Consider the following 12,607-nt stretch of genomic DNA (forward strand, 5'->3'; position numbering starts at 1 on the left):
TGCAGTTGAGCCCTACCCTTCAATCACTTCTTTATATGCTTCAAAAAAAGCTTCAAATAAATTCATATTTACATTAAAGAATTCCATAACATCACGCCAAGTATTTTTGTTGTGGATGGATACTTTTTGCTCCAAAGGCACATAAATTCTGGAAATTTCTTTTTCGTTATCTAAAAAATACGCTTCGTTGTAAATAGCATCGGGTAAATATTCGTCTAATAAAATAGATTTTAAAGCCACGAGTTTTTCCCAATGATTAATTCGGTGTTCCAAATCGTCTTCGAGGTCTAAAGCGATTAATGCCGATTTATTATCAAAATGAAATTTAAAACTTAAACCTTTCAATTTGGTATTGTATAATAACCACTTTCGTGGGAAAGATTTTCCGAAACTAGTCCAGAATTCTTCTCGCATTTTTCTTGATTCTTCTTTACTAAACATTTAAAATATATGTTTTTCTATTTCCGCGAAGGCGGAAATCTCATTAATTTACAGTCCTAATTACAATTTTCTACTCACCGTCAACCCATCGCGAATAGGCAAAACCACAGTTTCTATTCTTGGGTCTTCTTTTAAAAGGGTGTTGTAATCTAAAACCGCTTTAGTCGATTTATCTTTAGGATCCAGCGGCTCGATCACTTTACCATGCCACAACACATTATCGGAAATAATGATACCACCAGGATTTAGCTTATCAATAATTAAATGAAAATAATTAACGTAGTTGGGCTTATCGGCATCAATAAAAATTAAATCGAAGGTTTTATCGAGCTTTGGGATAATATCAATGGCATTCCCAAGATGCTGAAAAATTTGGTTTCCATATTCCGATTTATCGAAATATTTACGTTGAAAATCATACAATTCTTCATTCACATCAATGGTGTGTAACTCACCATCTTTCTGTAAACCTTCAGCTAAACATAAAGACGCATAACCTGTAAAAGTGCCGAGTTCCAAAATATTTTTCGGGTTTTTAAGTTTAGAAATCATGCTTAAAACACGCCCTTGGTATGGACCACTTAGCATAATGGGCTGTAAAATTTTCTGATAGGTTTCGCGCGTAAGCTGCTGTAATAATGAAGGTTCGTCTTCAGAATGGTTTACAACGTAGGCGTCTAATTCTTCGGGTAAAAAGTGCATTGAGAATTTGTTCTTTCGTAATGAATAAAAGGCAAAAGTATTACTTTTTTATAATCTTTGGTCTTCTGAGAATTAAAAACGAGTTTGGGCTATCCTAAAATCCTTTTTACTAATTTTTCTTTAGCAACATCATCATCGCCACAAAGCCATTGTATCACGTTGTTTTCCCAAATATCATCGTATTCCGTTTTGGTTATAATCTCACGGTCTACGGCTAAATCCAATATTTTCCCGGGGTATGACGATTGCTGATCACTTTCCATTTCCCCCAAAGGATACGGATCATCAAGCCCCATAATCACCTGTTTTGAGCCGTGATTTTTAATCAGCAATTCTAAACCTCCAGTATCGTGCACCAACGTATCGAAGAAAATATTTTTATGTCCTACGGCTTTTCTTGGGTGGTGTTTACCTTCGAATAAATCGGGTCTACCATCGAAACCTTGAATACGTCTACCCAAGTTTATTTGTGCTAATTGTCCGCCATGCGCAAAACAAGTCCGCATGTTTGGGTATTTTTCTTGATACCCATTTAAGGTTAAAAAATGGTAGGCATCGCCACATTGTGCCAACATCCAAATAAGATGAAAACGCCAAGATGTGTTTTCTAATTTTATAAACTTTTCACCATCGTATGGATGAATTTCAACCGCTAAATTGTATTTGTTCGCCAGCTCGAAAATAGGCTCATTTTCTTCATCAAAAATACAACGCCATGTGCCAATAGTGTCCATATAGTGGGTTGGCAAACACAATAATTGCATGCCATGGGTTTCCACACAACGTTCAATTTCCCAACAGGCACTGCGCACAAAACCGGGATGCACCACAAAACCACAAGTAAATTTACTTGGGTGCTCGCGCTGAATTCGGGCATTAAAATCGTTTTGAAACCGTAAGGCTTTTTTCATTTCTTCAACGCGAAGTCCGTTTCCATAAAGTTGCGATAAATTTAAAACAACGGCATGGTCGAGCTTATTGCGTTCCATCCATTCTAGCTTTTCGTCTAGAAAAAAACTAGAATCGGTAACGGGGCGTTTCCAATCTTTTTGAAGCATAAATTTCCGATCCTTATCCACCCAAAAAATGCCTTTTTCCTGCATAAAATCTGGTATTTCTTCTGGATAAGGAAGTAAGTGCGAATGCCCGTTAATTCTGAGTTTACGTTTCATGGGTTATATTTCAGCGAAAGCGGAACACGTTTTTTGGTTATACTTATAAATCGAATGCTTTGAACACTCAATCAATTTTAACTTTCGTAGGTGGCTGCATCACTTCGCCGCAATTTGGACAAGTGCGCTTAGCTTGGTCACTGTAATAATTATCGAAAATCTTAGGCATATCGGTTTCAATATTTCCAAGCGTAAAATCTTCTTCGTAAAGTTTAGTCACGCAATTTTCGCAAAACCAAAGAAGCGCATCCCTCATCCCTTCTGGGCGTTTGTACTCAATAACTAAACCAACCGTATTAGCGCCACGCTGCGGAGAATGTGGCACTTTTGGAGGTAATAAATAAATATCGCCTTCTTTAATATGCACATCTTTTGGCGTACCATTATCTATTATTTTCAGAATAATATCACCTTCCACTTGGTAGAAAAATTCTGGAGTTTCATTGTAATGATAGTCTTTACGGTTATTGGGTCCACCAACAACCATCACAATAAAATCGCCATCTTTCCAAACCACTTTATTTCCAACGGGAGGTTTTAAAAGGTGTCTATTTTCTTCAATCCAAGCTTTAAAATTTAAAGGAGAAACTAATTTGCTCATTTTTTTATGTTTTGAATAAGGGCATTTTGCTCTATAAATTTACGATTTATAAACCGATTTAAAACCCCGTATTTAATTTTAAAATATTTTCGGTTTCTTGCTGTACTTTTTCTAAAATAAAAGTTAAATCGTCGGATACTGTTATCGTTTTATTCGTTAACAGACGAAGTATAGCGCGGTCTTGTGCACGCCCCACTAACATAGCTTCTCGATAGCCAATGTATTCATTAAAAGTAACTAAACTATACTTTGAAGAATACTCGGTAGGAAATTCTTTTTCCAAAGCCATTTCAATTTTTCGTTTTTCTTGAAAAATAGGATGTGCTACGTGATCGCGCATTTCAATAAAATTATCGAGGGCTAAATCGGCAATAGCATCGGTATCTTTTTTACGTTGCTTTTCGTAGTTTTTAAATACGGTTTCCCAATTCCCTTCATAATCATTTAAAGCAATATCAAATTCAACAACATCCTCAAAAGCCGCATTCATCCCTTGTCCGTAAAATGGTACGATAGCATGAGCCGCATCGCCCATTAAAAGCGTGTTTCCTTTGTAATGCCAAGGCGAACATTTTACAGTACCTAAAGCCGCGGTTGGGTTTTCAAAGAAGTCTTTGGTTAAATTCGGCATCAATTCTAAAGCATCAGGAAATTCTTTTTTGAAAAAGGTTTCTACCATTTCGGGAGTCGTTAAATTATCGAAATTGTATTCCCCTTCGTTATAACTTAAAAATAATGTTACGGTGAAACTTCCATCTAAATTAGGTAAAGCAATCAACATAAAATCGCCTCGTGGCCAAATATGCAATGCGTTTTTATGTGTTTTGTAACCGCCTTTATCGGTTGGTAAAATACTTAACTCTTTGTAACCGTGAGATAAATAATCTTGCGAAAAGCTAAACAGAAATTTTTTACCTAAAAAATAACTTTTGCGCAATGCAGAACCTGCACCATCGGTGGCTATAATAACATCGGCAGTTTCAGTAAATTCCAAATCGGTTTCGTAATCTTTAAATAATGCTGATGTATTTTCAAAATCTACCGATTTACATTTTTTATTGAAATTAATGTTCACATTTTCATGCTGTTCTGCTTCATTTAAAAGTAATGCATTTAAATCGCCACGAGAAATGGAATTAATATATTCATGATCCCTTCCGCTGTAATTAGATTGAAAGGTGTTGCCTTGTTCATCATGAATCATACGGCCATGCATAGGAATGGACAACGCTTTCACTTTATCTTCCAAGCCTACCAATTTCATAGCTTTATTACCACGATCGGAAAAAGCAAGGTTTATAGATCGGCCGGCACTAATATCTACTTTTCGTAAATCCGGACGCATTTCGTAAACAGAAACACGATAACCGCGTTGCCCTAAACGTAACGCTAACAAACTTCCGCAAAGTCCTGCGCCAATAACGATAATATGCTGTTGCTTACTCATTTAAAATGGCTTTTAATTTTTCAACTAATCGATAAACATCTTCAAAAGAATTGTATAATGGAACCGGCGCACAACGAATAACATCGGGTTCGCGCCAATCGCTAATAACACCAGCTTCGGTGAGTTTATTATGTAATGCTTTATTGGCATTTTTAACTTGAATGGAAAGTTGACAACCGCGTTCTTCTGGATTTGACGGCGTAATAATTCTAATGGTATCTTCGCCCAAATCTTTAAGTAAAAACTCGAAATAACTGGTGAGTTTTTTAGATTTTTCAACCAATTTACCCATCCCAACATCTTCGAACATATCCAATGATGCTTTAATGGCTGCCATTGACAACACGGGAGCGTTACTTAATTGCCAACCTTCGGCACCTGGAAGCTGATCGAATTCACCACGCATATTAAAACGTGTTTTTTTATTATGGCTCCACCAGCCCGTAAACCGATTGAGTTCTTTATTATTAGCGTGACGCTCGTGCACAAAACAGCCACCCAAACTTCCGGGACCGGCGTTTAAATATTTATAAGTACACCAAACGGCAAAATCGGCCCCAGAATCGTGCAAATTTAATGCTACATTTCCTGCGCCGTGTGCACAGTCGAATCCCACATGGCAGCCGTATTTATGGCCGAGTGTGGCTATGCGTTTTAAATCGAAAAACTGACCCGTGTAATAATTAATACCACCAATCATGATGAGCGCAATCTCTTCACCTTGGGTTTTTAAAATAGTTTCTAAATCCTCATAATTTAGAAGCTCCTCTCCTTTTCTCGGTTTCCAAAGGATTACGCCTTCTTTATCATTATACCCATGGTGGCGTAATTGCGATTCTACAGCATATTTATCTGAAGGAAACGCATCACTTTCAATTAAAATTTTATAGCGTTTTTTGGTGGGTTTATAGAAAGACACCATCATAAAATGCAGGTTGGCTGTTAGTGTGTTCATAACAACAACCTCAATAGGTTTTGCTCCAACCACATTAGCCATACTTTTTGTTAAAAACTCATGATAGTTTACCCATGGATTTTTAGCTTCAAAATGACCTTCGACACCTAAATTCGCCCAATCTTCAAGCTCTTGGTTAATATATTTTTTTGTAGTTTTTGGTTGCAATCCAAGAGAATTACCGGTCATATAAATAAGCGTCTCTCCTTTTTTATTTTTAGGCAAAAAAAACTTATCGCGATACGATTTTAGCGCGTCGTTTTGGCCTTGCTGTTTAGCAAATTCTAAACCCCGTTTAAATTTAGACAAAGTGTATAGTTTTTCTGTTTCTAGCAAAAATAAAACAATTAAATCAAATAAAAACTTAGCATTATTTTAAGTTTTCTTGTGAGAATTGTTTAGCTTTAATGTTTTTTAACTGATAATAATCTACGGTTTATGCTGAGCAAAATTTGGGAGTCTTATTTGCAATGGTATATTCAGTATAGTCGATTTTCAGAACGAGAAGAAAAAGAGAACCTAGCCTATTACCGAGATAAACTCTTCATCTCGATTATGCTTTTAACTTTAATTTTTGGAGTAATTTCATATATACCAAGTGCATATCTTGCCTACACAAAAAACGAACACCTGATTCTTATTGCCGACACCATAGCTTTAACCGTCATTATTGCGACGATGTTAAATAAGTCCATGAGTTTAAACACAAAAAAAACAATATTTTTAATATCATTTTTTCTTTTAGCTTTTGTACTTACGTTGGCTCTTGGTTTTAAAGGTAATGGTGCCATTTTGCTTTATACCCTATCAGTTATTACTACACTCATTGGTGGACGTAAACCTGGGTTACTTGCTATACTCATTATAGCCATATTTTACTCCCTATTAATTTTAAACAAATACTTTAGTATTATTATAATTCCAGTATACAACAATTTCGATATTAAAGTTTTAACTGTGGTTGTTATGAACAACTTAATATTCAATTTATTAATAGTCTTTTCTGTTTCATTTTTAATAAACCAACTACATGCAGCCTTAATGAAAGAAAATAAATTACAACTGGAACTATCTGAAAAACATAATAATGTTTTAGAAGCTAAAATTAAAGTGGAAAAATCAGATAAATTAAAATCGACTTTTTTGGCGAATATGAGTCATGAAATTAGAACCCCGATGTACGGTATTTTAGGATGTGCTCAATTTTTAAAAGATTACCAGGTAGATGATGAAGATTACCATGAATATCTAAATATTATTGAAACTAGTGGTGAACAATTACTAGAGGTTATGTCCGACATTATTAATATTTCAATTATAGAATCGAATTTAATGTTAACGAACATTAGCATGTTTGATATTTCAGATAATATAAATACGGTTTACCATGCTTATTTATCTGAAGCTAAAAATAAAAACTTAGAATTTATTCTAAAAAATAACATTGCCGTTCATGAAGGCTATATAAAGTCTGACACACACAAAATAACCTCGGTATTAAAACATTTAATTAAAAATGCCATAAAATTCACCAATAAAGGAAGTATTGAACTTGTATGCGAACGTCAAGATGAAAAACATATCGCCTTTTGTTTAAGCGACACCGGTATTGGAATTGACAAAATTAATCATGAATATATTTTTGATACGTTCTATCAAGTAGATTCGGAAAACAAAAATGCGTTACACGGCTCAGGCATTGGACTAACCATAGCTAAAGCTTATATCGAAATGTTAGGAGGAGAAATTTCTATAGAAAGTGAAGTAGGCATAGGCACTTCATTTTTATTTACAATTAAAGTTAATTTAACCTAAAATATTAACGCTTCATTGGTTACTAACAATCAATATAAAGGCTTCAAAACACCAATAAATTTTCCTCTTTTTATTTTCCAATTCATTTCAATTAATGATTTTTTTTATCGATTAAAAACGTAAAACACCCGATATAAAAAACTTTTTTTCACACTTTAAGTTTATAACAAAAAAATAAGCGCTTTCATATTTTTCAGTAATACCATTTTTCAGTATAAATTTATTACTTATTTCCTAAACAACACACAATAATCAAAAGCATACAACCATTACAAAAAGGCATATTAACTTTACATTACATAAGCTTCCACGACAATAAAAACTTTCGTAATTTTGCTAGCTTATAAGTTTCACTTAGTAACTAAAAAATTAAGACATGAGTAAAATTATGACCGTCGACATTTTGTCGAGTATTAAAGGTGCACAACCCTCCCAGGCTGTCAACAAATTATTTGATGTGATAAAGAATGCACAGCCAACAAATAATAACACCTCTAATAATAATCATAATAATTCTGTCTCAATAAACGATTTAAGAGACGATGTTGTTATTGAAAGTTCTGCGATTGAAAAACAAATCATCATCGAAAACTTTCCAAAGGAAAAAAACGGATATTTAGTAGTTTCTAAAGTGATAGAAGAATAAATATGGATTCTCAAATACATAAAATCCACCAACAATTAGTGGATAAAACAATAACTTGTACTGCTTTAGTACAAGAGAAATTAGCCCAACTAGAACAAAACACGCACAACACGGTTAACGCCATGTTAAATACTATGGCGCTAGATTTAGCGGCAAAAGTAGATGCTAAAATTGCCAACGGCGAAACCATTGGTTTACTCGAAGGTATCCCTTTTGGAATTAAGGATGTTTACATGCTGCAAGGTACCTTGGCAACGGCAAGTTCCAATTTGTTAAAAAATTATAAATCTGCATATACGGCAACAGCAATTCAAAATTTATTGAATGCAGGAGCTATACCATTAGTAAAAGAAAACTGCGATAGTTTTGGACACGGTTCATCGAGTGAAAACACCATATTTGGCGCTGTAAAAAATGCTATAAACCCTAATTTAGTTGGTGGTGGTTCCAGTGGTGGATCGGCAGTAAATGTCGCTAAAGACTATACCGTTTTTTCTATCGGTGGCGATACTGGAGGTTCTATTCGTCAGCCAGCTGGTTACAATAACATCTATGGATTAAAACCAAGTTACGGACGCATTTCGCGCTACGGCTTAATGGCCTACGCCTCGTCTACCGACTGTGTTGGACCTATTGCAAAATCTATCGAGGATATTCGCATTGTGCTAAATGTTATGAGCGGTAAAGATATTAAAGATCAAACCTCTTACGCTTCCGCGGAAATAACACAGGCACAAATTTCAAATTCCGAAGACATTAAAACCGTTGGCTATTTTAAAAACTTTATTGAAAGTCCAGCGATTGACGCAAACATAAAAACGGATTTTTTACAAGCTATTGAAAAAATAAAAGCCAAAGGTATCGAAGTAAAAGCTTTAGATTTCTTTGAATCTGAAACTTTAGTATCTACATATTATACCTTGGCTATGGCCGAAACTGCTTCCAACTTATCACGTTTAGACGGTACCAATTACGGGAACAGAATTGAAGGAGATGCTTTAAAAGAAACCTATTCGGTAACACGTTCCGAGAATTTTTCCGAAGAAACAAAACGTCGTATTGTAGGTGGAAATCAAGTATTATCTCAAGGATTTTCAGATGAAATTTATTTAAAAGGTTTAGCCCTTCGCGACACCATTTCTGCTAATTTCGAAGACGATTTTAAAAATGTAGATATTATTCTTTCGCCTGTAACTCCAAATACACCACCAAAAATTGGCGACAGTTTAAAAGACCCGCATGCCATGTATTTATCCGATGCTTATACCGTTGGTTTCAGTTTAGGACAATTACCAACTTTAACCGTTCCGCAAGGGACAGCAACTGGTTTACAAATTACGGCAGCAAAACAAAATGACGAACTCGTTCTGAAGTTTGCTAACTTCTTAAAAGATACGATATAATGGAACTAGAGCAATTAAACGACCTGCTTAAAAAGCACGAATTAGAGTTAGTAATCGGACTAGAAACACACGTGCGATTAAATACAAAAACAAAATTATTTTGTTCTTGTCCAAACGAAGAAATCGATACACCAAACCAAAATATTTGTTCCGTTTGTACAGGCCAAATGGGAGTTTTACCTGCTATAAATAAAGAAGCCATTACCAAGGCTATTTATTTTGGAAAAGCGGTAAAATCTACTTTTGAAAACGAAGTAATTTCTTGGGATAGAAAACATTATGAATACCCAGACAACCCGAAAAACATACAAATTACACAATTTCATAACCCGGTAATTCCAGATGGGCAAGTGTCTTGTTTTAGAAATGACGGTACGCAATTTACCGTGAATTTAACACAAGTTCATATTGAGGAAGATGCCGCAAAATTAGTACACGAAAAGAAAGTATCCTTAGTCGATTTTAATAAAGCTGGCGTACCGCTTATTGAGATTGTTACCGAACCTTGTATTCGCCATATTGAAGATGCTTCAACCTATGCACAGTACATTCAACGTATTGTTCAGAATTTAAAAATAAGTGAAGCTAACCTTGAAAAAGGGGAATTTAAATCGGATGTTTCGGTATCGCTTCGTAAAAAACAGAGCTACGAACTAAACCCAAGAACAGAGATTAAAAACTTGAACTCGTTTAAGTTTATGGTGGACGCTTTAAAGGAAGAAGTTGAAAAACAACTTACTTATTACATAGAAAATAAAGCGTTTAGACCCGACCAAACTACCGTGCTTTGGGATGCCGATTTAAAGCAAACTAAAACCATGCGTAAAAAGGAATTTGAGGCGGATTACCGTTTTATCTCGGAGCCCGATTTACCTTTTGTAAGCATAAAAAATGTTGTAGAATCTATTGATGTCGATTTAAGCACCTTACCTTTTGCTGTAGAATCTATTTTGATAAAAGGGGGTGTTTTACCACAAGATGCAAAATTCTTTACAGCCGATTCTTTACGTTCGGAAACCTTTGTTGCGATTAATAATGAATTGAAAGACCCATTATTCGTTGCAAAAACGTTAACCAATAATATTAAAGCCGAAGACTATACAACTATTGAAAATATTTCAGACTTTATCGAAATTTTCAGTTTATTTAAAAATGAAAAAATAACACCTGTTTTAGCCCAAAATGCTATTAAGTCGTTGTTAGAAAATTCAAAATTCGACTACAAAACATATTTTGAAGCCAATACTATTTCCGAAGAAAAAATCCATGATGCTATTGCAAAAGTGATTTCAGAAAATGAAGCCGTTGCCAATGACATCAAATCTGGAAATCAAGGTAAAGCGGGTATTTTAGTTGGAAAAGTAATTGCTATTATTGGCAAAGGAGCTTCAGGAAAAGTGATTCGCGAAGGTATTTTAAGTCACGTTCAAGATTCTGGAGAAACCTCACTAGAACAAACTGTAACCAATAACGAGGAACCAACCACTAAAAATCAACAACCAACAAGCAAACAGGAAGAAGTTTTACCAGAAATTCCTTTAATTATAAAAGACGAATACCGTACACATGTCATTTCGGAAATTTCAGAAGATAACATTTCGGAAAAAGTAACATTTGCCGGATGGGTTTCTAGTGTTCGTGATCACGGGGAATTGATATTTATTGATTTACGCGATTCGAGTACTCAAATTTTTCAGGTGCGTTTAAGTCGCGAATCGTTTGCTAATTTAGACGAGCTTGTTAAACTAAAACCAGAATCGGTAATTACCGTAACCGGAACTATTGTTCAACGTAAAGAAGATGATTATAATGCGGCTTTAAAAACAGGAACTATAGAACTGGAGGCAACAGATTTAGATATTTTAAATCTATCTAAAACGCTTCCTTTTGAAATAAAACGCGCTATAAAAACGAATGAAAATGTTCGTTTTCAATATAAATATTTAGACCACAGAAATGATGATGTGCGCCGTGTTATTGTGAATCGCCATAAAGTGATTAAGATGATGCGCGACATTTTGGACGATGCCGATTTCTTAGAAATTGAAACGCCTATTTTAAGTGCCGGAACGGATGAAGGTGCCCGTGAATTTATTGTACCAACCCGTAAACAATCTGGAGCTTTTTACACGCTACCGCAAGCCCCGCAGCAATTTAAACAAATGTTGATGGTGAGTGGTTACGAGAAATATTTCCAAATAGCGCGTTGTTTTAGAGATGAAGATTCTCGTGGCGATCGCCAGCCAGAATTTACACAACTCGATATAGAAATGGCTTATGCGAGTATGCAACAAATTATCGATTTAAACACCAAAATGTTTAATGCGATTGTAAAGAAAATTTACGGTAAAAAATGGATTTTACATCCATTTGAAGTGATTACCTATAAAGAAGCTATGGATTTTTACGGTTGCGACCGTCCAGATTTACGTTTCGGATTAAAATTACAAGACATTACAGAAATTGTAAAAGACACCAGTTTCCAAGTATTTAGTAAACCTATTGAAGAAGGCGGTATTGTAAAATGTATCAAAGTTTCAGCTGCAGAACAAGGTAAAAAACGTCTATCTAAAGGGCAAATTGAAAAACTTACTGGCATTGCACAACAGCATGGTTTGGGTGGTTTAGCTTATATTATTGTTAATGAAAATGATTTACAATCGCCAATTATTAAATTTTTAGGTGAGGATATTGCGTCTGGAATTATAACAACCACCAATGCTCAAGTTGGTGATATTGTGTTTTTCTCGGCTGCCGATTATGAAACAGCAAATAAAGCTTTAGATGCGGTGCGCCAAGAATTAGGACGCATGTTACGCCTTATTAATCCAAAAGAATTACGCCCTGCGTGGGTTGTAGATTTCCCAATGTTTGAAAAAACAGATGAGGGCCGATGGACCTTTACCCACAACCCTTTCTCAATGCCTGCGATTTACGATATTGACAAGCACATGAATGGCAACGAAGATGAAATTGGAAGTATTATTGCGCAACAATACGATTTAATTCTGAATGGTTACGAAATTGGTGGAGGCTCTGTACGTGCCCACAAACCAGAAATTTTGGAAGCCACTTATAAAAACATGGGATACAACAAGGAAGAGATGCTAAAAAGTGTTGGCACCATGTATAAAGCCTTCCATTACGGTGCGCCACCACACGGCGGTATTGCTTGGGGTGTAGACCGATTAATGATGATTTTAGAGAAAAAAGCTTCGATTAGAGAGGTAATGGCTTTCCCTAAAACAGGAACTAGTGAAGATTTACTTTTTGGTGCACCTTCATTATTATCTGATAAAAAAGTAGAAGAAATGAATGTTAAAGTGATGCGTAAGTAAACTTTAATTTTCTATTCAAATAAAATGAAAAGCTTCAGTTAAATCTGGAGCTTTTTTTTTGTTCGAATCAAGAATCAAGAAAATAGA

At 35.1% G+C, this 12,607-nt stretch carries 10 protein-coding genes; 4 read left to right on the top strand and 6 right to left on the bottom strand.

Translation table 11 applies throughout. From position 1 onward, the window contains the following. Positions 1-12: 12 nt before the first annotated feature. The 6 genes from FQU21_RS15040 to kynU form a co-directional block, all read right to left on the bottom strand. Entirely contained in the window at positions 13-441 is a 429-nt protein-coding gene (locus FQU21_RS15040; protein WP_147678835.1) for a DUF4268 domain-containing protein, read from the bottom strand. A gap of 60 nt (positions 442-501) precedes the next feature. Beyond that, on the bottom strand, positions 502-1,143 hold the full coding sequence (locus FQU21_RS15045; RefSeq protein ID WP_147678836.1) for an O-methyltransferase: 642 nt from the start codon (positions 1,141-1,143) through the stop codon (positions 502-504). Positions 1,144-1,232: 89 nt separating this feature from the next. After that, entirely contained in the window at positions 1,233-2,315 is a 1,083-nt protein-coding gene (locus FQU21_RS15050; protein WP_147678837.1) for an amidohydrolase family protein, read from the bottom strand. Between the two features lie 67 nt (positions 2,316-2,382). Continuing rightward, a complete protein-coding gene (locus tag FQU21_RS15055) occupies positions 2,383-2,916 on the bottom strand; it encodes a 3-hydroxyanthranilate 3,4-dioxygenase (RefSeq protein WP_147678838.1) in 534 nt (177 codons plus the stop codon). 58 nt (positions 2,917-2,974) lie between these two features. Beyond that, a complete protein-coding gene (locus tag FQU21_RS15060; protein ID WP_147678839.1) occupies positions 2,975-4,363 on the bottom strand; it encodes an FAD-dependent oxidoreductase in 1,389 nt (462 codons plus the stop codon). After that, positions 4,356-5,627 carry a kynureninase gene (gene kynU / locus FQU21_RS15065; protein ID WP_147678914.1) on the bottom strand — a complete coding sequence of 424 codons (1,272 nt, stop codon included), beginning with the start codon at positions 5,625-5,627 and terminating at the stop codon, positions 4,356-4,358. The genes FQU21_RS15060 and kynU overlap by 8 nt, the downstream gene beginning before the upstream one ends. Before the next feature lie 129 nt (positions 5,628-5,756). Between kynU and FQU21_RS15070 the strand changes: the two genes are divergently transcribed. The 4 genes from FQU21_RS15070 (at position 5,757) to gatB/aspS (ending at position 12,520) form a co-directional block, all read left to right on the top strand. Continuing rightward, the gene (locus tag FQU21_RS15070) at positions 5,757-7,133 is read left to right on the top strand and encodes a sensor histidine kinase (RefSeq protein ID WP_147678840.1); all 1,377 of its coding nucleotides are present in this window, start codon (positions 5,757-5,759) and stop codon (positions 7,131-7,133) included. A gap of 376 nt (positions 7,134-7,509) precedes the next feature. Continuing rightward, positions 7,510-7,779 (top strand): Asp-tRNA(Asn)/Glu-tRNA(Gln) amidotransferase subunit GatC, encoded by a 270-nt coding sequence (locus tag FQU21_RS15075; protein WP_187269397.1) that lies wholly within the window; start codon positions 7,510-7,512, stop codon positions 7,777-7,779. A 2-nt stretch (positions 7,780-7,781) separates the two neighbouring features. Continuing rightward, on the top strand, positions 7,782-9,182 hold the full coding sequence (locus tag FQU21_RS15080) for an amidase family protein (protein WP_147678842.1): 1,401 nt from the start codon (positions 7,782-7,784) through the stop codon (positions 9,180-9,182). Beyond that, the gene (gatB/aspS, locus tag FQU21_RS15085) at positions 9,182-12,520 is read left to right on the top strand and encodes a bifunctional amidotransferase subunit GatB/aspartate--tRNA ligase AspS (RefSeq protein WP_147678843.1); all 3,339 of its coding nucleotides are present in this window, start codon (positions 9,182-9,184) and stop codon (positions 12,518-12,520) included. The genes FQU21_RS15080 and gatB/aspS overlap by 1 nt, the downstream gene beginning before the upstream one ends. The last annotated feature ends 87 nt before the right edge of the window (positions 12,521-12,607 follow it).

The organism is Algibacter pacificus (assembly GCF_008033385.1).
GTDB classification, from domain to species: Bacteria; Bacteroidota; Bacteroidia; order Flavobacteriales; family Flavobacteriaceae; genus Algibacter; species Algibacter pacificus.

Excerpts from the sequence above, each read along its gene's own strand:
- FQU21_RS15045 (WP_147678836.1), bottom strand. The coding sequence starts at position 1,143 with ATGCACTTTTTACCCGAAGAATTAGACGCCTACGTTGTAAACCATTCT.
- gatB/aspS (WP_147678843.1), top strand. The coding sequence starts at position 9,182 with ATGGAACTAGAGCAATTAAACGACCTGCTTAAAAAGCACGAATTAGAG.
- FQU21_RS15080 (WP_147678842.1), top strand. The coding sequence starts at position 7,782 with ATGGATTCTCAAATACATAAAATCCACCAACAATTAGTGGATAAAACA.
- FQU21_RS15075 (WP_187269397.1), top strand. The coding sequence starts at position 7,510 with ATGAGTAAAATTATGACCGTCGACATTTTGTCGAGTATTAAAGGTGCA.
- FQU21_RS15050 (WP_147678837.1), bottom strand. The coding sequence starts at position 2,315 with ATGAAACGTAAACTCAGAATTAACGGGCATTCGCACTTACTTCCTTAT.
- FQU21_RS15060 (WP_147678839.1), bottom strand. The coding sequence starts at position 4,363 with ATGAGTAAGCAACAGCATATTATCGTTATTGGCGCAGGACTTTGCGGA.
- FQU21_RS15070 (WP_147678840.1), top strand. The coding sequence starts at position 5,757 with ATGCTGAGCAAAATTTGGGAGTCTTATTTGCAATGGTATATTCAGTAT.
- FQU21_RS15040 (WP_147678835.1), bottom strand. The coding sequence starts at position 441 with ATGTTTAGTAAAGAAGAATCAAGAAAAATGCGAGAAGAATTCTGGACT.
- FQU21_RS15055 (WP_147678838.1), bottom strand. The coding sequence starts at position 2,916 with ATGAGCAAATTAGTTTCTCCTTTAAATTTTAAAGCTTGGATTGAAGAA.